Consider the following 23,097-nt stretch of genomic DNA (forward strand, 5'->3'; position numbering starts at 1 on the left):
CGGCGGCCCCGCTCTCAGCCTGCTCCGTCCGTCGCGGTGCCGGGTCGGGCGAGCCCGAGTTCGCGCTCGCCCAAGGGTGCGAAGAAGCGCTCGACCTCGGCGTCGGTGACCTCGCCGAGGGTGGCCGGGGACCAGTGCGGGTCGCGGTCCTTGTCGATGATCCGGGCCCGGACGCCCTCCACCAGGTCGGGGGCCGACAGGGCCGCGCAGGAGACGCGGTACTCCTGGTCCAGTACGGGCTCCAGGCCGCCGAGGCGGCGGGCGCGACGCAGGGCGGCGAGCGTGACCTTCACGACGGTGGGCGAGTTGCCGAGGATGATCTCCGCCGTCTCCTTGGCCGCCGGCTCGCCGACCGCGAGCAACCGCCGCACGATCTCCTCCGCCGTGTCCGCGGCGTAGCAGGCGTCGATCCACTCCCGCCGCTCCGCCAGCTCGGCCGGGGGCGGTGGCTGCGCATGACCGGCCAGCGCTTCCCGTACGGACCGGTCGGCGAGGTCGGAGACGAACCGCCGGAGCGACGAAGACGGTACGTAGTGGTCGGCGAGGCCGCACAGCAGGGCGTCACCGGCGCCGATCGAGGCACCCGTCAGGGCGAGATGCGTACCCAGTTCGCCCGGTGCGAGGGCGAGCAGATGGGTGCCTCCCACGTCGGGAACGAAGCCGATGCCGGTCTCGGGCATGGCGATCCGTGAGCGCTCGGTGACGACCCGGACGCTGCCGTGCGCGGAGACGCCGACCCCGCCGCCCATGACGATGCCGTCCATGACCGCCACGTACGGCTTGGGATAGCGGGCGATGCGGGCGTTGAGGTGGTACTCGTCGCGCCAGAACGCGGCGGACGCGGTGCCGTCCCCGTCACGCGCGTCGTCGTGGACGACCCGGATGTCGCCGCCCGCGCACAGTCCGCGCTCCCCGGCGCCGGTGATGACCACGGTCTCGACGGCCGGGTCGTGCTCCCAGGCCGTGAGCGCCTGGTCGATCCGGCGGACCATCGCGTGGTTCAGGGCGTTCAGGGACCTCGGCCGGTTGAGGGTGAGATGGGCGGCTCGTCCGGCGGTGTGCAGCAGTACGGATTCCTCGGCGGCGTGTTCCTCGGTGCCGCTCATCCGGTCGCCTCCGTCAGGTCACGGGCCACGATGACACGCATGATCTCTCGGTTCCTTCCAGGGTCTGCCGGATGCGCGGTCCACGCGCGATCCTCTCGCCACCGTACTCACCGGGTGCCACGGCCTTCGCCCCGGTGCGAGGCACGCTCCGTCGCCACGCAGGTCGTGTCCGTGCCGGACCACGGCTGCACGACGCGCGGGTGCGGAGCCTGCGGAACACCGGCCTCGAGGCCTCACGCGGCCCCGTCGGCACCGCACGCGCCGCGCGGCCCGTCAGGGCGTCGCCGCCGTGCGCAGGTACGCGCCGAGACGGGCGATGGCAGACGGGTTGCGGGGGCTCTCGACAAGGTCGACATAGTCGAGGACGAAGATGCGCCGGTGCTTCACGGCGGACACGCCGCGCAACGGCGGGTGGTTCAGAAGGAATTTCCTCTTCTGCTCGGCGCTGGTGTCGCCGTAGTCGCAGATCACGATGGTGTCCGGGTTCCGCTCGACGACCGTCTCCCAGCCGACGGTGGTCCAGGAGTCCTGGACGTCGTGCATGACGTTGGTCCCGCCGGCCTCGGTGATGATCTGCTCGGGCGCGGCGTAACGGCCGGAGGTGAAGGGGGTGTCCTGGCCGCTGTCGTAGAGGAAGACCTTGGGCCGGTCGGCACCCCGCGGCGCCTTCGCCCGCACTGCGGCGATCCGCTTCTTGAAGCCGGCGATCAGCGCGGCCGCCCGCTTCTCCACGCCGAACAGCTTCCCGAGGTTCGTGAGGTCGGCGTAGAGCGCGTCGAGAGGCGGCATGATGCCGCGCGCGGACTTGGAACGGCCGTTGCGGCAGGACTCCGTGAGCACGTAGGAGGGGATGCCGAGCTTCTTGAGAGCGTCGGGTGTGAAGCCGCCGTCCTCGCGGAAACCGTAGTTCCAGCCGGCGAACACGAGGTCGGCGCCGGCGTCGAGGACGTTCTCCTTGGTGAGTTGGTCCTTCGAGAGCCACTTCACCTTGTCGTAGCCGTCCTTCCACGGCACGCCGGTCAGATCGCCCTTGTCGTCGGGCATGGCGAACCCGGCCATGCGGTCCTCCAGGCCGAGGGCGAACATGATCTCGGTGATGCCGACGTCGTTGGTGACCACGCGTCGCGGGACCTTGTCGTACGTGATCGTCCGGCCGCAGTTGGTGAGGGTGACGGCCGAGGTCTTGGCGTCATGGCGTGCACATCGCCCCCGTCGAGCCGCACCACTCCTGCGGCCGGCCGCAGCGCCCGGTACACGCACCTCAACAGGGTCGACTTGCCGCTGCCGTTGGGCCCGACGAGTCCGACGAAGGCACCGCTGTCCACGGCGAGCCGGATGTCGTCGACGAGCCGCACCGTACCCGCGCCGACCGACAGTCCCTCGATGTCGAGCCGCATCAGCGACCTCCGAACGCGTAGCCGCCACGCCGCATGAGCAGCAGGAAGGCGGGCACTCCGACGACCGCCGTGATCACCCCGACCGGAAGTTCCGCCGGAGCGAGCAGCAGCCGGGACAGCACGTCGGCCCACACCAGCAGCACCGCTCCGGCCAGGGGCGCGACCGCGAGGACCCGGCGGTGGTCGGCGCCCACCAGCATCCGTACGACGTGCGGCACCATCAGCCCGACGAACCCGATGGCTCCGCTGACGGCGACCACGGTCCCGGTCACGGCGGCCGTGGCGAGGAACAACTCGCGGCGCAGGCGCCCGGGTTGGACACCGAGCGCGGCGGACGTCTCTTCCCCCATGGCGAGCGCGTTGAGCGATTCGGCCCGCAGCCGGAGCCATGCCCAGCCGAGCGCCACGGTCACGGCGGCCACGGGCACCTGGGCCCAGGTCGCGCCGCCCAGGCTCCCCAGCAGCCACATCATCGCCGACCGGGCCGCCTCGCCCCGGGCGGCGCCGAACACCATCACGGTGGTGAGCGCCTCGAAGCCGTACGCCAGGGCGGTGCCGGTCAGGATCAGCCGGAGCGGGGTGAGGCCGTGGGGCGATCGTGCCACCGCGTACACGAGGACCATGGCCGCGAGGGCGGAGGTGAACGCCGACACCGACAGCGCCCACACCCCCAGTCCGGCGAACGCGCCGAACAGGATGAGGCGTTGGCGCCGACCGCCGACACCGAGGAGATGCCCAGCACGAAGGGATCGGCGAGCGCGTTGCGGACCATGGCCTGGACGGCCACGCCGACGGCCGCGAGCCCGGCTCCGACGACGGCGCCGAGCACGACCCGTGGCAGCCGGATCTCCCAGACGATGGTGTACGCGGCGGCGTCGGAGGCGTGCACGGTCCCGCCGGTGGCACCGGCCCACAAGAAGCGGAGGACGTCGGCCGTCCCGATCCCCGCCGCGCCCATGCCGACGCCGCATCCGAGGGACACCAGGAGCAGGAGCGCGAGGCCGACGAGGAGCGGCGCCAGGGGTATCCGGCTGCGGCTGCGGCCTTGGTCCCGGGTCCGGCCTCGACCGGGTACCGGGGTCGTGATGGTGCGCACGGCGGCGGTCCTTCGCCTGGGGCCGCCTGATGAACCCGAGCAGGAGGAAAGCCCGTACAGCGCGCCGGCCGTGCGGTCCCCTGTCGCATTCCACGGCGAGCAGTCAACGGGTCGCGTGCTCCCCGCGGGCGATCGGACTCGCGCGACGGACCACCGGGTCGCCACGCACACCGTTGCGGGTCAGCGCCGGATTCTCACCGGACTTCCCCCACGGGAGGCTCGGCGAGCGTAACAGCGCGGGACCCTCGGCACATCATCGCGACCGGCGCCGCACCCGGTCGCGGGCGGCGGGCGGTGGGTGACGGGCCCGGAGGACGTCCCGTCAGGCTTCCTCCCCGGGCCGCAACACGTACAGCTGCGGCAGGTTGACCACGATCGCCTCCTGGGTGCTGCGGGCGATGACGACGACCGCCTCCTCGGCGGGGTCCGGGTTCTCCTCGCGGTGCGGGACGAACGGGGGCACGAAGATGTAGTCGCCGGGAGAGGTGCGCAGCCGTACCTCCTCGGACTGTGTCCCCGAGTCGTCGAGGAAGACGAATTCGGGGTGCCCGCTGACCACGTAGATGGCGGTCTCGGACGCTCCGTGGTGGTGGTCGGAGGAGGCGGTGGAGGGGGCGACGTGGGTCTGGCCCATCCACAGTTTCTCGGAGCCGACGGTGTTTCCGCTGACGGCCGCGAATCTGCGCATGCCTCCGGTCTGCGCCGTGTCGCCGTCGAGAGCGCCGGCACGGATGTGGTGCAGGCGGGTGCGCAGGGGTGCTACCGACTCCCCTGCGGTGTCGTGGAGATGGGGGTGGAAACCTTCGCCGGGGGTCGTCAACGGCTCGCTCATGGATGGGGACGCTAGAGCGGCCAGGAAAAGGATGTCAAGAGGTGTCCATTGCCCTTCACCTGCGGCAACGTTCCCGCAATGTACGTGAGGAACCGGTGGAAGCCCTCGTGAGGGACGCGGTGTCGGGCATCATGTGCGCATGCATATCTCCGCGAAGGCGGACTACGCCACTCGGGCTCTGCTGGAGCTCGCCCGCGAGCCGGCCCGCCCCCTCACCTGCGAGGCGATCGCCTCCTCGCAGCAGGTCCCGTTCCGGTTCCTGAAGTCCGTGGTGGGCGAGTTGCGCCGAGCCGGCCTGGTCCGCAGTCAGCGTGGCTGCGAGGGCGGCTACTGGCTCGGCCGGCCCGCCGACGAGATCACCCTGCTGGATGTCGTGCGCGCCGTGGACGGTGACCTGATCACCTTGCGGGGCGAGCCGCTGACCGGGCTCGACTACCCGGGTCCCGCCTCCGGACTGCCGGACGTGTGGCGTCGTATCGAGGCGGATGCCGCCGCGGTTCTGGGCGGCACGACCCTGGCCGCGCTGCTGCCCGCCGAGGCGGGCCAAGAGCTGAGCCGGAAGGGGGCCGCGTGACGGCCCCGCCGGACCGGCCCGCGGTGGAGGTGGTGGAGTACACCGACCCGTTGTGTCCCTGGGCCTGGGGCTCGGAGCCGGTGTTCCGGCGGCTCCGCACCGCGCTCACCGGACGGGTCCGCTGGCGCCGCGCGTACTGCGTCCTGTTCGACCACGACGACGACCCGCCGCCCGATCCGGCGGCGGAGACCGCCTGGTACGCGCGCTATGTCGAGGACATCGGTGCCCACACGCGGGCGCCGCGGGCGCTGCGGCTGAGCCGGGTCGCCGCGAGTTCGTGGCCGTCCTCGCTGGTCGCCAAGGCCGCCGAACGGCAGGGCGGCGAGGTCGCCGAACGGGTGCTGCGGCGGCTGCGGGAGAGCGTCTTCGTGCTCGGGGAGCCCGCGGACACCGATGCGCTCGCGCTGTCCGCGGTCCGGGGCGTGCCCGGCCTGGACCATGAGCGGCTGGCCTCCGACGCGGCGTCGGCGGCCGTACTGGAGGCGGTGCGTGCCGACCGTGCCGAGGCGCGTCGGCCGGTCCGCGAGGTGCTGTCGGTGCGCGGCGGGTCGCCGCATCCCGGCGCCGCCAAGGAGACCGCCGACGGCGGGTACCGCTACGCGCTGCCGACCCTGCTGGTCCGCGCTCCCGCGGGGTGTCGCGTCGTACCCGGCTGGCGCCGGTACGAGGAGTACGCGTCGGCGTTCGACGAGTTGAGCCCCGGGCTGCTGCCGGCACCCGTGCGGCCGGCTCCCGCGGAGGCGCTCGCGCTCTACCGGAGTCTGACCGGTCCGGAGCGCGAACTGCTGACCGACGGTCCATGGCCTCCCGCGGACGCCGTCCGCGTGGAGACCGGCAACGGCCCGCTGTGGCTGGATCCGGAGGAGGCCGCGGTGCACCCGGCCGGTGGCCGCGGCGCTCCCGCCGCGCCCTGATGGGCTTCTGATCAGCGGTCAGGGCCCGTCCCGCCCAATGAGACACCAATTGGTGTCCATTGACAGCGGCTGAGAACCGGCCCCAGGATGTGCACCATGCTTACGACGCACCCCGGCGTGGTGTGCCGCTACGTGGACCTGCGGCGCACCTGCAGCGCTCTCTGTCGCTGACCGTCCGCCAACCGCGGCCTCCAGGCGCCTGACGCCCTCCCCGCCGGCACCGGCCATACGCCGTTCCGCCGCCCGGCCCCCGTCATCGCGCGCCGCTCTCCCAGCGTTTCGTCGCTTCCCCTCCCTTCACCTCCTGGCGCTCCCCGCGATCCGCCGACGCCTCATGCCCTGAGCGCGGCATGCCCACGTGTGCACCGAAGCCCACACAGGCATGCCCGCTCCGGCCTGCGAGGCGTCCGTCGGAGGGGCCTGCCGCCCTTGCTCCCCTTCCGCTGCCCCGGCGCGGGCGGGAGCCCTCGCAGAAAGAAAACAGATGTCCGGACGACTCACGCCCCGCAACCCCGCAGCGGCCCTCCACTCCCCCCGGCGCCCCGGCCGGCTGCGCACCGCCGCCCTGGGAACCGCCCTGGCCACCGTGCTCGTCCCCGCGCTCGGCGCCTGCGGCGACGAGGCGTCGTCGTCCGCGGGCGGCGCCGCGCTGAAGTGGACCTCCTCGTACTTCCCCGCCCACTGGGACCCGGTCGTCAGCGGCAGTGGCGCCCAGTTCCGTGAACTCGCCCTGGTATACGCCTCGTTGACCCGTACCGACGAGGACGGCAAGGCCGTGCCGGACCTGGCCAAGAGCTGGGAGTACAACGGCAAGGGCGATGTGATCACCTTCCACCTGCGTCCCCACCTGAAGTTCAGTGACGGTGAGCCGGTCGACGGTGCCGCCGTCAAGGCCGCCATCGAACGAGCCCAGAAGCAGAAGAACTCCGCTCTCTTCGGCGACCTGACCTCGATCAAGTCAGTGGAGGCCAAGGGCCTCGACGCGGTGATCCACCTCAGCCAGGTCGACTACCAGATCCCCCAACTGCTCGGCGAGCGCGTCCTGCAGATCGCCAGCCCCAAGGCGGCCGCCTCCCCCGACAAGCTCGACCAGAAGCCGGTCGGCGCCGGTCCGTTCACCGTCACCCAGCTCGTCCCCGGCACCAAGGCCGTCCTGAAGAAGAACCCGGACTACTGGGACGCCAAGAACATCCACATCGACGACGTCGAGCTGACCTCCGCCCCCGACGCCTCCACCGTCGTCTCCGGTCTCCAGACCGGGGTCTACAACTTCGCCGACATCGCGCCCAGTCAGGCCGACGCCGCCAAGAAGGCCGGACTCGACGTCTTCGTGCAGCCCGGTTTCAACGCCTCCAACCTCAGCCTCAACACCAACAAGGCGCCGTTCGACAACGACAAGGTCGTCGACGCGGTCCGCTACGCCGTCAACCGTCAGGAGTTCGTCGACAAGCTGACCTTCGGCTACGGCTCGGTGACCAACCAGCCCTTCCCCAAGGGCTATGTCGCCTTCGACCCGCAGTCGGAGAACGACTACGCCTACGACCCGGCGAAGGCGAAGAAGCTGCTCGGCGAGGCCGGTTACAAGTCCGGCGGCATCAAGCTCAAACTGGTCATCCCGGCCGAGGACCCCCAGGCCGAGATCGTCCAGGCGCAGTTGGCGAAGGTCGGCATCACCGTCACCATCAAGATCGACAAGAACTGGGCCACACCGTTCTTCGCCAAGGACCTGACGTTCTCGCTGTACGGCACCACGGGGCGTGACTCGGCGGCGCAGACCCTCACCGCGCACTTCGGCCCGAACGGCCCGCTCAACCTCAGCTCGCCCTATGAGCCGGCCGGCTTCGAGGCGGCCATCGCCAAGGTCCGCCAGACCCCGCTGGACTCGCCCGACTACACGAAGGTCCTCCAGGCGGCGACCCGGGCCGGCCTGAAGAGCAAGGCGCTGGTCTTCACGTACGCCTCGCCCAACCTCATCGCCAAGAGCAAGTCCATCTCCGACCTGCCGAAGAACCCGGCCCACATCGACTGGACCGGCGTGACCATCGCCGGCGGCAACTGACACCTCCGTCGATCACAGAGAGGGGGCAACCCATGACGACGACGGAGGCACCGGCCGCACCCGACGTCCGTCTCCCGGCCGCCGCGGCCAGGACACGGCACACGCTGGGCCGCGTCCTGGCCACCCTCGCCCGGTCGGTCACCATCTTCGTGCCCGTCTTCCTTGTCGCGACCTTCGTGACCTTCGCACTGCGGTCGCTGAGCGGGCTCAGCCCGGCGCGTATCCAGCTGGGCGAGGAAGCGACACCCGAAGCGGTCGCCCGCGTCGAGGCCCACTGGGGCCTCGACCGGCCCTTCCTCGTCCAGTACGGGGACTGGTTCGGCGGTGTGCTGCACGGGCAGCTCGGCGCGAGCTGGACCAACGGCGCCGACATCTCCACCCTCATCGGCCTCGGCCTGGGCGTGAGCCTGTCGGTCGCGACGTTCGCGCTGCTCATCGGCGTGGTCGCGGGCTTCGCCCTCGGCACGGTCGCGGCCGTACGCCGCACCACCTGGGTCGACCGCGCGATCACGGGCTTCGTCACGGTGATCTCCGTGATGCCTGCCTTCGTCGTCGGCATCGTGCTGGTCGCGGTCTTCGCGGTGGGACTGCACCTGTTCCCGTCGGCGGGATACGTCCCGGCGGAGCAGGGGTTCGGGCCCTGGCTCGCCCACATCACACTCCCGGCCATCGCGCTGAGCTTCGATGTAGTCGCCGACGTCGCCCGGCAACTGCGCGGCAGCCTCGTCGCGGCCTACCGCGAGAACTACGTGACCGGGGCGGTGGTCCGCGGCCTCAGTCCGCGCAGGATCTTCTTCGCCCACGTGCTGCGCAACGGCCTCGGGCCCGCGCTCGCCACGCTGGGCCTGAAGTTCCCCGCCCTGGTCGGCGCCTCCGTCGTCACGGAATGGATCTTCGGGCTCCAGGGCTTCGGACGGTTCGCCAACGACTCCGCGCAGGCCGGCGACGTACCGGCCGTGCAGGGCGTCCTCGTGGTGTCGATCGTCCTGGTCGTCGCCTTCAACCTGATCGTCAACCTGGTGCTGGCGCGCGTCACGCCGGCCTCTCAGCGGGGGGTGTGACCATGGTGCGCCGCGTACTCTCCCTCACCACGGGCCGGATCGCCGTGGCCGTCCTCGCCGCGATCGCCCTGCTCGCCCTGTTCGGGCCGCTGCTCGCTCCCCAGAACCCCCTGGCCACCAGCGACCACACGCTCGCCGCCGCCTCCGGGGCCCACTGGCTGGGCACCGACTACCTCGGCCGTGACGTGCTGAGCCGGCTGCTCGACGGCTCCCGCGTCAGCATCCTCGGCGCCCTGGAGGTCGCCCTCACGGCCCTGGCCACAGGAGCCGTCCCCGGCATCCTGTCGGTCTACCTCGGCCGGGTCTTCGAATGGGTCACCCTCCGGCTCACCGACACCTTGGTGGCCCTGCCGTTCCTGCTGTTCGCCGTCGCCGTCATCGCACTGCTCGGCAACGGCCTCACCCAGGCGATGCTGGTCACTGGCGTGCTGGTGTCCCCGCTGTTCTACCGCGTGGCCCGCGCGGCCACCCTGGCCGTGGCCCGCTCGCCGTACGTGGAGGCCGCGATCGTCTCCGGTGCCTCGATCGGCTGGATCGTACGCCGCCACGTCTGGGCCAAGGTGCTCCCGCCGATCGCGGTCGCGCTCGCCCAGACCATCGGCGTCGGCTTCGTCATCGTGTCGAGCCTGACCTTCCTCGGAATCGGCGTCCAGCCTCCCGCGCCCACCTGGGGCGGCCTGCTCGCCTCGGATCTCGGCTACCTCAGCCACCAGCCGTGGGCACCGCTCACCCCCGCCCTGCTGATCATGGTCACCGTCTGGGCCTGCAACCTCCTCGCCGACGCGATCCGCGACGTCTCCGGCGAAGCGGGCCGCGCCCTGGTCAACAACCGCAAGGCCCGCGCCAACCGCCGCGCCGAGGCCGGCCCCGCTCCCGCAGGAGGTGTGTGATGACCACTCTGTCCGAGAAACTCCTCACCGAGGCCGAGGAGTTCGGCGAGCCCGATCCCGGGCAGCCGGCCGACCCGCCGTCGCCGGTGCTGGCCGTGCGCGACGTACGGATCAGTGACCGGGCCGGCGGCCGGGAGATCGTCCACGGCGTGAGCTTCGCGCTCACCCCCGGCAGGACCGTCGGCATCGTCGGCGAGTCCGGCAGCGGAAAGACCCTCACCTGCCGTGCCGCGCTGGGCATCCTGCCCCATCACTTCGAGATCACCGGCGGCTCGGTGGAGATCGACGGCACCGATATCGCCGGCCTGTCCCCCGCGCAGTGGACGGACCTGCGAGGCGCCACGATCAGCGCGGTCTTCCAGGATCCGGCGTCGTATCTGAACCCGTCGATCCGGGTCGGCGCCCAGATCGCCGAGGTCCTCAGGGTCAAGAAGGGGCTGAAGCGGCGCGCGGCACACCGCCGGGCGATCGAACTGCTGCGCGCCGTCCAGCTGCGGAACCCGGAGCTCGTGCACGGCCAGTACCCCTACGAGCTGTCCGGCGGCATGCTCCAACGGGTCCTCATCGCCACGGCGATCGCCGCCGGCCCGCGGATCCTCATCGCCGACGAGGCCACCACCGCGCTCGACGTCACCGTCCAGGCGGAGATCCTCGACCTGCTGGCCGACCTGCGCGAGCGGACCGGACTCGCTCTCCTCGTGGTCTCCCACGACCTGGCCGTCGTCGCCCAGCTGTGCGACGAGGTCCTCGTCATGCGCCAGGGCGAGGTGGTCGAGCAGGGCCCGACCCGGGACGTACTCCACCGTCCGCAACACGAGTACACCCGGCTGCTGATCGCCGAGCACGAGCAGTACGGCCTGGAGAAGATCCTCGCGCCCAAGGAGGACGCATGAGCACCGAGGCCGTGATCACCGGTAAGGACCTGGAGTCCGCCGCCCCCGAGGAGCCCGCGCGCCCGGTCCTGGAGGTCAAAGACCTCGAAGTGCACTACGGGCTGCGCCGACGGCGCCGACGCGCCCTGCACGGCGTCTCCCTGAGCCTCGCGCCGGGCGAGACCCTCGGCATCATCGGCGAGACGGGCTCGGGCAAGTCCACCCTGGCGCGGGCCGTGCTCGGTCTGGTGCGCACCTCGGCGGGGTCCGTGGCCGTCGACGGCGAGGACGTCAGCGCCTACAGCGGACGTCAGTGGCGCTCCCTGCGCCGCCGCGGTGTGATCCAGTACGTCTTCCAGGACCCGCTGCGCAGCCTCGATCCCGATCTCACCGTCGAGGCCTCCCTCGCCGAACCGCTCCTCGTCCGGGGCGAGTCCCGCGACACGGCGGCCACCCGGATCCGCGCGTTCCTCTCCCGGGTCCGGCTCTCCGAGGACCTGCTCGACCGGCTGCCCGGTGAGCTCTCCGGCGGCCAGCGCCAACGCGTCGCGGTCGCCCGGGCGTTGGTCACCGAACCCCGCCTCGTCATCCTCGACGAGCCGGTCAGCGCCCTGGACTCCGCCAACCGCGTCCAGATCCTGCAGATCCTCAAGGAACTCCGCGACGACGGTGTGGCCCTCGTCTTCATCTCCCACGACCTGGGCTCCGTCGCCGGGATCGCCGACCGCATCGCCGTGCTGTACCAGGGCGAGCTGGTCGAGGCCGGCACCGCGCACGACGTCATCGCCCGGCCCCGGCACGCCTACACACGTCTGCTGGTCCGTTCCGCGCCCACGCTGCACTCCGCGCCGGCCGACCGGGCCGAACGCGCGGCCCTGCGCGCTCTCCTGAACGCCTGAACCCCCGAGAGACAGGAAGCAAAGCCATGCCCCGCACGATCCATCTCGCCCTGCACCCCTACGGCGTCGGAGGTCCCGGCCAGCACGGACTGTGGAAGGACCCGCGCGTCGCGAAGAACGCCAGCATCGACATCGACTACTACATCCGGCTGGCGAAGGCCGCCGAACACGCCCTCTTCGACGCGCTGTTCATCGTCGACAGCCAGTTCATCAACGACACCTACCCGGCGCACTACCTCAACCGCCTCGAACCGCTGACCCTGTTGTCCGCGGTCGCCACCCACACCCGGCACATCGGCCTGGTCGGCACGGCGAGTTCGACGTACAACTCGCCGTTCAACCTGGCCCGCCGCTTCGCCTCCCTCGACCACATCAGCGGCGGCAGGGCCGGCTGGAACGTCGTCACCAGCTTCGACACCGGCACGTCCAGGAACTTCGGCCTCGACGAGCACCTCGACTACACCACCCGCTACGGCCGTGCCCTGGAGTTCGTCCAGGTCGCCCGGGGCCTGTGGGACTCCTACGAGGACGACGCCTTCCCGGCGGACGTGGACCGGGGTGTCTTCCTCGACCCGGCCAAGCTGCACGCGCTCGACCACGTGGGCGAGCATTTCAAGGTGGCGGGACCGCTGAACCTCTCCCGCTCCCCGCAGGGCCAGCCCGTGATCTTCCAGGCCGGGGTGTCCGAGGAGGGCCGCGACCTCGCCGCACAGGTCGCCGAGGGCATCTACGCGCCCGGCGGCAGCCTCCAGCAGGCGCAGGAGTACTACGCCGACATCAAGAAGCGCACCGCCTCCTACGGCCGCGACCCCGAGCACATCAAGATCTTCATCCACGGGGGCCCCGTCGTCGCCGCCACCGACGAGGCGGCCCGGCGCCGCGAGCGGGAGATCTTCGAGGAGGACAACGACTTCGACCGCAATCTCGCCCTGCTCGGCCGCTCCTTCGGCGCCTACGACTTCAGCGTGCACGGCCTGGACGCGCCTTTCCCCGACGTCGCACACCTCGCCGAGAAGGGCGGCCGCACCGGAGCGGCGAACCTCATCGAGCGGGCCCGGACGGAGAATCTGACACTCCGCCAAGTCGTCGAGTCCGTCAATCAGTTCCGCAGCTCGCCCTTCGTCGGAGCGCCGGAGACCGTCGCCGACACCATCGAGAAGTGGTTCGACGCAGGCACCTTCGACGGCATCAACCTCGCCTTCCGCACCGAGGACGAACTGAACCTCTTCGTGGACGGCGTCGTCCCGATCCTCCAGAAGCGCGGACTGTTCCGCACCGCGTACGCGGCCGACACTCTGCGCGGCAACCTCGGTCTGCCCGCCCCGGCCAACCGCCACGCCCGCGAGCCCCAGCTCGTGAACGACTGAGGATCCCGCCACGACGACCGGTCGGGCACGCCTTCGCGCCTACGGCCACCCCGGCCGGCTCACCCCGACGCCGGCCGGCGCGGCGGGCTCGACCCCGAAAGGCCACCACCCCATGACGAGCGAACAACCACGCTTCAGGCTCGGCTTCCTCACTCATGTCCAGGGACGCGACCACGACATCGCCCGTACCTACCGCAACGCGCAGGAACTGTTCGTCGTGGCGGACGAACTCGGCTTCGACGTCGGCTGGGTCGCCCAGCACCACGTCGCCCTCGGCGGCGGCGGTCTGTCCTCGCCCTGGACCTTCCTCGCCCACGCCGCGGCCCGGACCACCCGCATCCGGCTGGGCACCGCCGTCACCGTCCTTCCGCTGGAGGACCCCGTCCGTCTCGCCGAGGACATCGCCACCGTCGACACCCTCAGCGGCGGCCGCGTCGAGATCGGCGTGGGCAGCGGATCGAGCAGCCTGGAGTACGCCGCGTTCGGCAAGGACGTCGCCCGCAAGCGTGAACTGACCAGCGAGAACCTCGACGTGCTGCGCCAGGCCCTGGCCCAGCGTGATGTGGGCACGCCCGACTTCCGCATCCAGCCCCGGCCCGGCGACTTCGGCCGCCGCGTCTGGCAGGGCGTGTTCAGCGCACAGGGAGCCGCCTACGCCGCGAGCCTCGGATCGAACCTGCTGCTCAACCGGGCGGCCTACGGATTCGACGCCCCCACCGACGAGGTGCAGCGCGCCTGGGCCGACGCCTTCCTCGCGGCCTGGAACCAGCCGCACCGCCCACGCATCGGCCTGTCCCGCTTCGTCTTTCCGGCCAAGGACCGGCGTACGGCGCTCCGCGCGATCGGCGACGACGTGCACCGTGCGGCGTTGCGGATGGCGGAGAGCGGCGCGTTCCCCCGGGGCCTCGGCGCGGACGAGGCGCTGCGCCGCTTCCACACCTTCTACGGCCATCCCGACGAGATCGTCGAAGCCCTGCGCCAGGAGAAGGTCCTGCCCGTCGCGACCGACCTGATCACGCAGTTCAACCCCGCCGTCCCCGACCACGGCGCCGCCGTGCGTGCCCTCGAACTCATCGCGACCGAGGTGGCACCCGCCCTGGGCTGGAAGCCGGCGCACACGGCCGAGCCGGCCCCCGTCGAGCCCGCATCCGTCGAGCCCGCATCCGTCGAGTCCGCATCCGTCGAGTCCGCATCCGCAGGAGTATGAGATGACCCAGTACAGCGACCACCACGGGCCCGAAGGCCTCCGAATCCGCGGCACGGTCATCGTGGTTCCCGGCCGCGGCGAGACCAGGTCGGCCTACGCGCGCTTCGGCCGGCGGCTCGCGGCCGACGCCTACCGCGTCCGGGTGATCGACCCCCCGGCGCTCGACGCCGAGAACCCTGCCGTGTCCCTGACCGGCTTCGCCGCCGAACTCGCCGCCGCGGTCGACGGCACGGTGTCCGAGGACGGTGTCGTGCGGCCGCTCGTCCTCGTCGGGGCGGACTCGGGGGCCGCCGCGCTCGCCGCGCTGCTCGGCCGGGCGGAGACCTCGCCGGCTCCGCGGCCCGACGCCCTCGTCCTCGCAGGCCTCCCCGGCCCGTCCGGCTCGATCGGCGCCGTCGCCGACACATGGGACCACGAGCTCGACGTCCGCACCTCGTGCCCCGCCCACCGAGGCATCCTCACCCAGGATCCGCAGGTGCGGCGCGGGTCTCTCGACGACGCGATCCCGGACGCCGTACTGGGCGCGGCCTACGACAGCGAAGCCCTCCCGCCCACGCTGCTGCTCGTCGGCGACTCCGATCCGCTGGCCGACCACGAGGCGCTCGCACGTGTGGCCAAGTCACTCCCCCAAGCACGCCTTTCGGCCGTCCACGGCGCCCATCACGACGTCCTCAACGACCTCCAGCACCGCTCGGTGGCGGCCGAGGTCGTCACCTTCCTCGAAACACTCGGCAACGCGTTGCGGCCCCTGATCACGGTGCGGTCCAGCGCCTGGTGAGGACCCGTCGCCCGCACCTCCACGGACGTCCACGGCCGTCCGCCGACGACTCCGGGCCGCCCGGCGCGGCGCCATGCGCACAGCCCACGCCCCGCGCGCACCGGGTGCCGCCCGCGCTCGCGGCGGCTCCGTGACGGACCCGCCCGCTCCCGATCACCGCGCACTCCCCTCTCCGTTCACCACCCGCCCGCTTCACGCATCCGCGTCCCGACCCGGAAGGTTCGCCATGGCCACGATCGTGTCCGTCTCCGGAAGCCCCTCCCCCACATCCCGCACCACACGACTCCTGCGCCACCTGGAGGACCGGCTGCGCCGCCAGGGCCACGAGGTGACGCCGCTGGAGGTCCGTACGCTCCCCGCCCACGCGCTGCTCGGAGCCGACTTCCGGCATCCGGCGATCGTCGAGGCCGCGGCCCTCTTCGAGCGGGCGGACGGCGTGGTGATCGGCACGCCCGTGTACAAGGCGGCCTACTCCGGCCTGCTGAAGTCGCTCCTCGACCTGCTCCCGCAGTACGCGCTGACCGGCAAGACCGTGCTGCCCCTCGCCACGGGCGGCAGCACGGCCCATGTCCTCGCGATCGACTACGCGTTGCGTCCGGTGCTGAGCTCCATGGGCGCGTCGCACATCGTGCCCGGCTGGTTCACGCTCGACAAGGACGTCACCCTCGGCGACGACGGCGCACCGGTCATCGCACCGGCCGCGGCGCAGGCACTGGAGCAGGTGACGGACCACTTCTCCGCCGCGCTGGGAGGCCGTACGACCGCGCTCGCGTCCACCGGCTGAACTCGGCCGGCGACATCGTCACACCCCACGGGCACACCGGCTTCCGATGGCAGGGTGGTGCCGTGAAGTACGGGCAGGGCGGTCAGAGACGAGGGCATGGCCTGGGCCCCGCCGAGGCCGACGCCGACGCCGACGCCGACGCCGACGGGGACCATCGGGGTGGCGCCCGACCCGACCGGCGCGATGGTCGCCGAGGTGGTGACTACCGCCATCTCCACGCCCATCAGCGTCAGGCCGAAGGCGATCGGGACGCGGGGGCCGAAGCGCGGCGGCGCGGGCGGTCTCCGACGCGAAGGCTTGTCTCAGGGCAGGGATACGGGGCCCGGCAGGAGCGGGATGGTCGTGCCTTCGGCGCGCGACCCAGCGCTCGGGCTACTCCGTACGAGTGAAGCCGGTGGCCCGCCGGTGGTCACTGGTGGCCCCCTCCGGGGCAGGGTCGGCATCGTTGCCCCCAGTCCGATCGACCGACATCCTGGAGGACTCCTCATGCTCGGTACAGACTTCACTACCGGATCGCCCAACTGGCTCGACCTCGGCAGCCCCGACACCGAGGCGTCCGCCGCGTTCTACGGCGCCGTCTTCGGCTGGCGGTTCGCCTCCGCCGGGCCCGAGGCGGGCGGGTACGGGTTCTTCCAGGTCGACGGGAAGACCGTCGCCGCCATCGGGCCGCTCACCGAGGAAGGGGCGAGCTCCGCCTGGATGATCCATTTCAAGGCCGATGACATCCAGGCCACCGTCTCGGCCGTCACGGCCGCAGGCGGCACCGTCCGGATGGAACCCACCGACGTCATGGGCGAGGGCTGGCTGGCACAGGCGACCGACCCGCAGGGCGCCGAGTTCGCCCTCTGGCAGCCCGGCAAGACCGCCGGGCTGGACATCGCCTCCGCCCCGAACACACTGCTCTGGGCGGAGCTGCACGTCCCCGACCCCGTCGCGGACATCGGCTTCTACCAAAGCCTCTTCGGCTGGCGCAGCCAGGAAATGCCGGCGCCCGGCATGACGTACAGGGTGCTGAGCACCAAGGACGGCGACCAGCAGGAAGCCTCCTTCGGCGGGGTCGCGCCGATGGGCGACGGCGCCGGCGGCGGGGTCGAGCAGCCCCGGTGGGTGCCGTACTTCCACTCGGAGGACGTCGACGCCACGGTTACCGCGGCACAGTCCAACGGCGGGTCCGTGCTCATGCCGGCGGCGGACATCCCTGATGTCGGCCGGATCGCCTGGATCGCGGACCCCTTCGGCGCGGCGTTCGCCCTGCTGAAGCCCGACCCGCAGATGTGACCCTCCTGGCCGGCGAGGCCCACCCGGCCGGGAACCGAGATGCCCCGGTCCGGTGGGCCGTTCCAGGTCGGATGCGAGCGGCGCTCACGCGGGCTCGGCTGCCATCAGTTCGAGGTAATGGCGAGCAAGGTCGAGATAGTGGGTGCTGTCAGCGACCAGCTCCCCTCGGGTGGCCGAAGCGCCGTGATCGTCGGTCAGGACGGCTTCAGCAGCCTGGAAGAGGTGGAACACGCAGTGGAGCTGCCCGTCCCCGGAACCCTCCCCGCCTCCGAAGACCGCCGGCCTGGTGGGAACGCCGACACCCCACGTTCCCTCGATCTCCTCCTCCGTCGCCAGACTGGCCAGGTCGGCGAGCACCGAAGCCTGAGCCCTCGCTGTCTCGACGAACTGATCAGCTGAGGGAAGCCGGGAAAGCTCCATGCCACCGGCGGCGAACGCCTGGACATCCGCGTCCAGCGCCGCCTCGAGCCCACGGACCGCGACAGCCCAGATGTCCGCCCATACGGCCACCGTCCCGGGCGGTGCGGCCTTCGCGGCCGACTTCAACGTCGCCAGTGCGGTCTGCAATTCAGGATCAGTGGTCGTCATGACGGGATCCTGCCTCACCGTGCACAGGCTCACGCTCGGAGAGCGGCACCTTTTGGGAGCGGGCGGTTCTCCCCCATCGCCCGTGTTCGGTTCGATTCCGGGGCTCACCGGGTTCCGGCCGAGGTGTGTTCCGTCCTTTGCCGAATGCCGAATGCCGAGTGCCGCGCGCCCGGGAGCGGCCCGGGCGATCGCCTCGGGCGTCGCCCCCGGTGCCGGTTCAGCGGCTACGCCATTCCTCGGCGAGCAGTTCGTACGACCGCAGCCGGTCCGCGTGCCTGTGGGTGATCGTGGTGATCAGCAATTCGTCCGCCCCGGTGGCCTCTTGGAGCTGCGCCAGCTGGTCCGCCACCCGGCCCGGGGAACCGACGAACTGCGTGTCGAGGCGGTCCTGGACCAGTGCCCGGTCGGCGTCGGACCAGACGTGGGCGCGTGCCTCGTCCGGAGCGGGGAACTCGATGGCCCCCTCGGCCGTGCGGATGCTGCGGACCCACAGGCCGTATCCCGTCGCGAGTTCGCGGGCGGTCTCGTCGTCCTCGGCGACCACGACGTCGGCGGACACGCTGACATACGGCTTGTCGAGGACGTCGGAGGGCTGGAAGGCCGCGCGGTACCCGTCCACCGCCTCCAGGACCGTGGCCGGACTGACGTGGTAGTTCGCCGCGAACCGGAGTCCGCCGCGGCCGGCGACCTCCGCGCTCTGTCCGCCGCTGCTGCCCAGGATCCAGAGTTCCAGGTCCGCGCCCTCGCCCGGGACGGCCCGCGCCTCGATGCCGTCGGCGGAACGGTAGGTGCCCGCGAGCAGCGCGAGGATGTCGTCGATCTGCTCGCCGTAGTCCTGCGACTCGGCGTTCGGCTGCTGGAGGAGCCTGCGTTGCAGGGCGACCCGTGGTGAGCCGAGCAGGTGCTCGAAGGAGAAGCGGGGCGGTATGCGGAGGCCGTTCGGGGCGCGGCCGTCGACCACGGGTGTCGCGGTCGGCAGCGGGGCGGAGGGCCTGCCGGGCGGGCGGCCGCCGGAGCGTCCGAGGCCCAGGTCGAGACGCCCGGGGTGCAGCGCGTCGACCAGGCCGAACTCCTCGACCGTGGACAGGGCGGTGCGGTGGCCGAGTTGTACGGCACCGGAGCCGAGCCGGATGGTCGAGGTCGCGGAGGCGGTCAGGGCGAGGAGTACCGCTGGTGAGGTACCGGCCACGCCCGGGTTGAGATGGTGTTCGGCGAACCAGTACCGGGTGTACCCGAGGTGCTCGGCCCGCCGGGCCAGTTCGATGGAGTTGCGCAGCGCATCGGCGGCGGTGGAACCGGACGAGATCGGGACCAGGTCGAGGACGCCGAGAGGGATGTCGGACATGCGGGTCGGGGCTCCTCAGCGGTCGGCGGGCACGGGTGCGGGGGTGGGGACGGGGGCGGCAGGCTGCGGGAGGACGGGACCCCACGCGAACGGCGGGTCGGGGATCTCGCGGCGCAGCACTGGTGCGACGTCCGACTGGAAGAGCTCCAGCGCGTCCCGGTGCTGACGGTCGGTCAGTCCGCCGGCGTCCGCGTGCAGATGCAGCACGCTGTGCCCGAACTGCTCGTGATAGCGGTGCACCTTCTCGATGATCTGCTGGGGGCTGCCGATCAGCGCCGAGCTGCGCTCCACGTAGTCCTCCAGCGTCGAGAACACCGGCTCCAGGCCCAGACGTTTCTGGAACGCCAGGTTGCCTTCGAACACCGGCCGGTAGACGGCGAGTGCCTCCTGGGAGGTACGGGCCGCGTAGAAGCCCGCCGTGCCGGCGCCGACCGCGATGGCCGCCGGATCGTGGCCGTAGTGCACCCAGCGCTCGCGGTAGTAGCGGATCAACTCGGCATACGGTTCGATGGGGTTGGTGACGTTCGCGGAGAAGAGCGGGTCGCCGTAACGTGCGGCCAGATCGACCGACTCCTTGCTGGTGGCGCTGCCGTGCCAGACCCGGACGGGCGTTTGGAGGGGGCGGGGCCACACTTCTGCGTCCTTGAGTTCCGGACGGAAGCGGGTCGCCGCGGTGACCTTGTCCTCCCGCCAGATCCGGCGGAACACCTCAAAGCTCTCGGCGTTGCGGTCCCACTGATCCTCGGTGGTGACCTGGAACAACTCCCGTTGTGCGGCGCCGTTCCCCTTGCCGACGATCAGCTCCAGGCGTCCGCCGGACAGATGGTCGAGCGTCGCGTAGTCCTCGTACGCGCGGACCGGGTCGAGGAGGCTGAGTGTGGTGACCGCGGTGAACAGCCGGATCCGCGAGGTGAGCGCGGCGATGTGGCTGAGGACCACGGGGGGCGAGGAGGAGATGAACGGACGCTCGTGCCGCTCCCCCACGCCGAAGCCGTCGAAGCCCAGTTCCTCGGCGAGCAGCGCGTTGTCGATCACCTCGCGGAAGCGGTCGTTGGTCGGTTTCTGGATTCCGGTGACCGGGTGGGGGGCGTGCACGATCAGGGTGATCGCCAGGAACTTCATGACGCCGCCCGGTCGGCCGCCGCCTCGGCGTCGGGGTGGGCCAGGCCGAGGTGGTCGCGCAGGGTGCTGCCCTCGTAGTCGGTGCGGTAGACGCCGCGTTCCTGGAGGAGCGGGACGACGGTGTCCGCGAAGGAGTCCAGGCCGCCCGGCGTGATGTGCGGGACGAGAATGAAGCCGTCCGAGGCGTCGGCCTGGACGAAGTCGTTGATCGTCTCGGCGACGGTGGCGGGGGTGCCGACGAAGGCCTGCCGGTTTCCGGTCTCGATGACGAGGTCGCGGATGGACCAGTTGTTGGCGGCCGCCCGCTCCCGCCATTCGCGGGCGGTGGCCAGCGGGTCGCGGTACATCCGGACCTGGGCGCGGCCGCGGGCGATGGTGTGCTCACCGAGGTCCGGGTCGATGTCGGGCAGCGGGCCGTCCGGGTCGTACGCGGACAGGTCGCGGTTCCAGACGAACTCCAGGTGCTTGATGGCGGTGGCGCCGCTGACCTGGGCACGCCGGACCGCGCGGGCGCGCTCCTCGGCCTCGGCGGCGGTGTCCCCGAGCACGAAGGTCGCGGCGGGCAGGATCAACAGCTGGTCGTGGCGGCGGCCGTACCGGGCGAGGCGGCTCTTGACGTCCGTGTAGAAGGCCTGACCCTCCTTGAGGGTGGCGTACCGGCTGAAGATCGCGTCGGCGCCGGACGCGCCGAACTCGCGGCCCTCCTCGGAGTCACCGGCCTGGAAGATCACCGGGCGGCCCTGCGGGGACCGCGGGACGTTGAACTGCCCCTCGATGTCGAAGTGCTGTCCCTGGTGGACGAAGGCTCCGGCCTTGGCGTCGTTCAGGAAGGTGCCGGTCTCCTGGTCGGCGACGATCTCGTCCCCGCGCCAGGAGTCGAAGAGTTCGTTCGCCGTGGTCAGGAACTCCTTGGCCCGGGAGTAGCGCTCCTCCTGGGGCAGGAAGCCGCCGCGGCGGAAGTTCTCGCCGGTGAAGGCGTCCCAGGAGGTGACGACGTTCCAGGCGGCGCGTCCGCCGGAGAGGTGGTCGAGGCTCGCGAACTGCCGGGCCACCTCGTAGGGCTCGTTGAAGGTGGAGTTGATGGTGCCGGTCAGGCCGAGGTGTTCGGTGACGGCGGCGAGCGCGGCGAGGATGGCGAAGGTGTCGGGCCGTCCCACGACGTCCAAGTCGTAGATCTTTCCGCCCTGTTCGCGCAGACGCAGGCCTTCGGCGAGGAACAGGAAGTCGAACTTGGCGCGCTCGGCGGTCCGCGCGAAGTGCGCGAAGGAGCTGAACTCGATGTGGCTGCCGGCCTCGGGGTCGCTCCACACGGTGGTGTTGTTGACGCCGGGGAAGTGCGCCGCGAGATGGATCTGCTTGAGCGGCTTGCTCATGGTCGGGGGTCCTTCCGGCTCAGGCGGTCGTGGCTTGGGGTGCACCCTGCTCGGCGAGCTTGGGGGCGTAGCGGTTCGCGGGGCGGGAGAGCCCGAGCAGTCCGCGCAGGGTGTCGGCCTCGTAGGCGTTTCGGAAGACGCCCCGGCGCTGGAGTTCGGGCACGAGGCCGCGGGTGATCGCGGGGAGGTCGTGTCCCACGACGGCGGGTCGCAGCCGGAAGCCGGAGAGCCCCTCGGCGGCCAGCTCCTGGAGGAGATCGGCGAGCTCGGAGGGCGTCCCGGCGAAGATGCGGGCGTCGCTGGTGTACGGCTCACCCGCCTCCGCGTCCAGTCGCTCCCGGCGGGCCTCGGCGGCCCCGGGGTCGTCGTCCAGGAAGACCACGAGGTCACCGAAGACGTGAACGGTGTCGTCGGCCCGGCCGGCCGCGGTCTGTTCGGCGCGGATCTCCTGGACGATGGCACGGGCCTGGTCGACATCGTGCGGGGTGACGTAGCCGACGTCGGCGGACCTGGCCACCAGCCGGTACGGGATCGTGGCGTGAGCCAGGGCGGTGACGACCGGCTGCCCCTGGGGCGGCCGGGGGGTGATCGAGGGGCCCTTGACGCCGAAGTGCCTGCCCTCGAAGTCGATGTAGTGCAGCTTGTCGCGGTCGATGAAGCGGCCGGTGACGGTGTCCCGGATCTCCGCGTCGTCCTCCCAGCTGTCCCAGAGCCGGCGCACGGCCTCGACATGGTCGGCGGCTTCGTCGAAGACGTCGGCCACGACTTCCTGTGCCGCGGGGGTGTTGTAGTCCTCGAAGCGGAACGGCGGGAACGTGCGGCGTCCGAAGTGCGCGGCCTCGTTCTGGCGTGCCGTGATCTGGACGCGCAGGCCCGCTCGGCCGGAGCTCACGTAGTCGAGGGTGGCGATCGCCTTGGATATATGGAACGGCTCCGTGTGTGTGGCGACCACAGTCGGCACCACTCCTATGTGGCGGGTCAGCGGCGCGATCCGCGAGGCGATGAGGACGGCGTCCAGGCGGCCGCGGACCTGGTCGGTGCGCCCGTCCGGTCCGGTGGGTGACGAGGACTGAAGGCCGAGCCCGTCCTCGATGGTCACGAAGTCGAGGAGACCGCGCTCGGCCTCGCTGACCAGATCGGTCCAGTAGGCGGCGGTCAGCAGTTCGCGGGGGCGGGACACGGGCTCGCGCCAGGCGGCCGGGTGCCAGCCCGCGCCGTCCAGCGCGACGGCGAGGTGCAGAGATGTGGGTGACGAGGACACGGGAGGTGCCTTCCTGATCGACCGTACGGGGAAGCCCGCCCCGGCGAGCGGGCGCGGCTGCGGGGAAACAGGTCAGGGGCGACAGAGCGCGCCAGCGACCCGCAGCAGATCGATGTGCGGCCGGCCGTACAGGTGCAGGCGGCGGGGCGACAGGGGCCTCGGCACGCGGCGGCGGGGCACGCGACGCATGTGCCTCACCTCCGCCCTCTCGGCCCGGTGCTCCGGGGTTCGTCGTCGGCCCGGCCCTCGCGAGTCCCCGACGGGGCGCCACGCGGTCCTGAACAAGGACAACCG

21 protein-coding genes and 2 pseudogenes are annotated in these 23,097 nt (G+C 71.6%); 12 read left to right on the forward strand and 11 right to left on the reverse strand.

Annotated features, from left to right (window positions below; all coding sequences use genetic code 11):
* Positions 1-14: 14 nt before the first annotated feature.
* The 5 genes and pseudogenes from ACWD68_RS26485 to ACWD68_RS26505 all read right to left on the reverse strand — a co-directional run bounded on the left by ACWD68_RS26485 (position 15) and on the right by ACWD68_RS26505 (position 4,431).
* Complete coding sequence (locus ACWD68_RS26485; protein WP_451808956.1) at positions 15-1,106, reverse strand: enoyl-CoA hydratase/isomerase family protein; 1,092 nt, start codon at positions 1,104-1,106, stop codon at positions 15-17.
* A 273-nt stretch (positions 1,107-1,379) separates the two neighbouring features.
* Positions 1,380-2,366, reverse strand: a complete 987-nt coding sequence (locus ACWD68_RS26490; RefSeq protein ID WP_451808957.1) for an ABC transporter substrate-binding protein — start codon at positions 2,364-2,366, stop codon at positions 1,380-1,382.
* Positions 2,288-2,503 (reverse strand): annotated as a pseudogene (locus tag ACWD68_RS26495) (ATP-binding cassette domain-containing protein); the annotation flags it as partial. The pseudogene ACWD68_RS26495 and the gene ACWD68_RS26490, both read right to left, overlap by 79 nt.
* Positions 2,503-3,461, reverse strand: a pseudogene (locus tag ACWD68_RS26500) (FecCD family ABC transporter permease). The pseudogenes ACWD68_RS26500 and ACWD68_RS26495, both read right to left, overlap by 1 nt.
* Positions 3,462-3,921: 460 nt before the next feature.
* Complete coding sequence (locus ACWD68_RS26505; protein ID WP_451808958.1) at positions 3,922-4,431, reverse strand: cupin domain-containing protein; 510 nt, start codon at positions 4,429-4,431, stop codon at positions 3,922-3,924.
* Between the two features lie 139 nt (positions 4,432-4,570).
* Between ACWD68_RS26505 and ACWD68_RS26510 the strand changes: the two genes are divergently transcribed.
* The 12 genes from ACWD68_RS26510 (at position 4,571) to ACWD68_RS26565 (ending at position 17,114) form a co-directional block, all read left to right on the forward strand.
* Positions 4,571-5,005, forward strand: coding sequence for an RrF2 family transcriptional regulator (locus tag ACWD68_RS26510; RefSeq protein ID WP_451808959.1), 435 nt, complete (start codon positions 4,571-4,573; stop codon positions 5,003-5,005).
* Positions 5,002-5,919: a DsbA family oxidoreductase gene (locus ACWD68_RS26515; protein ID WP_451808960.1), complete on the forward strand. Its 918-nt coding sequence runs from the start codon at positions 5,002-5,004 to the stop codon at positions 5,917-5,919. Before ACWD68_RS26510 ends, ACWD68_RS26515 begins: the two co-directional genes overlap by 4 nt.
* 484 nt (positions 5,920-6,403) lie before the next feature.
* Entirely contained in the window at positions 6,404-7,978 is a 1,575-nt protein-coding gene (locus tag ACWD68_RS26520) for an ABC transporter substrate-binding protein (RefSeq protein ID WP_451808961.1), read from the forward strand.
* A 32-nt stretch (positions 7,979-8,010) separates the two neighbouring features.
* Positions 8,011-9,039 (forward strand): ABC transporter permease, encoded by a 1,029-nt coding sequence (locus ACWD68_RS26525; RefSeq protein ID WP_451808962.1) that lies wholly within the window; start codon positions 8,011-8,013, stop codon positions 9,037-9,039.
* A 2-nt stretch (positions 9,040-9,041) separates the two neighbouring features.
* Positions 9,042-9,929, forward strand: a complete 888-nt coding sequence (locus tag ACWD68_RS26530; protein WP_451808963.1) for an ABC transporter permease — start codon at positions 9,042-9,044, stop codon at positions 9,927-9,929.
* The gene (locus ACWD68_RS26535; RefSeq protein WP_451808964.1) at positions 9,929-10,822 is read left to right on the forward strand and encodes an ABC transporter ATP-binding protein; all 894 of its coding nucleotides are present in this window, start codon (positions 9,929-9,931) and stop codon (positions 10,820-10,822) included. Before ACWD68_RS26530 ends, ACWD68_RS26535 begins: the two co-directional genes overlap by 1 nt.
* Positions 10,819-11,700 carry an ABC transporter ATP-binding protein gene (locus tag ACWD68_RS26540; RefSeq protein ID WP_451808965.1) on the forward strand — a complete coding sequence of 294 codons (882 nt, stop codon included), beginning with the start codon at positions 10,819-10,821 and terminating at the stop codon, positions 11,698-11,700. The genes ACWD68_RS26535 and ACWD68_RS26540 overlap by 4 nt, the downstream gene beginning before the upstream one ends.
* Positions 11,701-11,726: 26 nt before the next feature.
* A complete protein-coding gene (locus ACWD68_RS26545; RefSeq protein ID WP_451808966.1) occupies positions 11,727-13,067 on the forward strand; it encodes an LLM class flavin-dependent oxidoreductase in 1,341 nt (446 codons plus the stop codon).
* A gap of 112 nt (positions 13,068-13,179) precedes the next feature.
* The gene (locus tag ACWD68_RS26550; RefSeq protein ID WP_451808967.1) at positions 13,180-14,274 is read left to right on the forward strand and encodes an LLM class flavin-dependent oxidoreductase; all 1,095 of its coding nucleotides are present in this window, start codon (positions 13,180-13,182) and stop codon (positions 14,272-14,274) included.
* A 1-nt stretch (position 14,275) separates the two neighbouring features.
* Complete coding sequence (locus ACWD68_RS26555) at positions 14,276-15,052, forward strand: alpha/beta hydrolase (protein WP_451808968.1); 777 nt, start codon at positions 14,276-14,278, stop codon at positions 15,050-15,052.
* A gap of 226 nt (positions 15,053-15,278) precedes the next feature.
* Positions 15,279-15,836 carry an NADPH-dependent FMN reductase gene (gene ssuE, locus ACWD68_RS26560; protein ID WP_451808969.1) on the forward strand — a complete coding sequence of 186 codons (558 nt, stop codon included), beginning with the start codon at positions 15,279-15,281 and terminating at the stop codon, positions 15,834-15,836.
* A gap of 486 nt (positions 15,837-16,322) precedes the next feature.
* The gene (locus ACWD68_RS26565) at positions 16,323-17,114 is read left to right on the forward strand and encodes a VOC family protein (RefSeq protein ID WP_451808970.1); all 792 of its coding nucleotides are present in this window, start codon (positions 16,323-16,325) and stop codon (positions 17,112-17,114) included.
* Between the two features lie 84 nt (positions 17,115-17,198).
* Here the strand turns inward: ACWD68_RS26565 and ACWD68_RS26570 are convergent, their stop codons facing one another.
* The 6 genes from ACWD68_RS26570 to ACWD68_RS26595 form a co-directional block, all read right to left on the reverse strand.
* Positions 17,199-17,702 carry a hypothetical protein gene (locus ACWD68_RS26570; RefSeq protein WP_451808971.1) on the reverse strand — a complete coding sequence of 168 codons (504 nt, stop codon included), beginning with the start codon at positions 17,700-17,702 and terminating at the stop codon, positions 17,199-17,201.
* Between the two features lie 217 nt (positions 17,703-17,919).
* Positions 17,920-19,047: an LLM class flavin-dependent oxidoreductase gene (locus ACWD68_RS26575; protein ID WP_451808972.1), complete on the reverse strand. Its 1,128-nt coding sequence runs from the start codon at positions 19,045-19,047 to the stop codon at positions 17,920-17,922.
* A gap of 15 nt (positions 19,048-19,062) precedes the next feature.
* On the reverse strand, positions 19,063-20,169 hold the full coding sequence (locus ACWD68_RS26580) for an LLM class flavin-dependent oxidoreductase (protein WP_451808973.1): 1,107 nt from the start codon (positions 20,167-20,169) through the stop codon (positions 19,063-19,065).
* The gene (locus ACWD68_RS26585; protein WP_451808974.1) at positions 20,166-21,542 is read right to left on the reverse strand and encodes an NtaA/DmoA family FMN-dependent monooxygenase; all 1,377 of its coding nucleotides are present in this window, start codon (positions 21,540-21,542) and stop codon (positions 20,166-20,168) included. The genes ACWD68_RS26580 and ACWD68_RS26585 overlap by 4 nt, the downstream gene beginning before the upstream one ends.
* Positions 21,543-21,561: 19 nt before the next feature.
* Positions 21,562-22,803, reverse strand: coding sequence for an LLM class flavin-dependent oxidoreductase (locus ACWD68_RS26590; RefSeq protein ID WP_451808975.1), 1,242 nt, complete (start codon positions 22,801-22,803; stop codon positions 21,562-21,564).
* Between the two features lie 72 nt (positions 22,804-22,875).
* Entirely contained in the window at positions 22,876-22,992 is a 117-nt protein-coding gene (locus ACWD68_RS26595; protein ID WP_451808976.1) for a putative leader peptide, read from the reverse strand.
* Between the last annotated feature and the right edge of the window lie 105 nt (positions 22,993-23,097).

This window comes from Streptomyces sp. NPDC005141 (assembly GCF_053599975.1).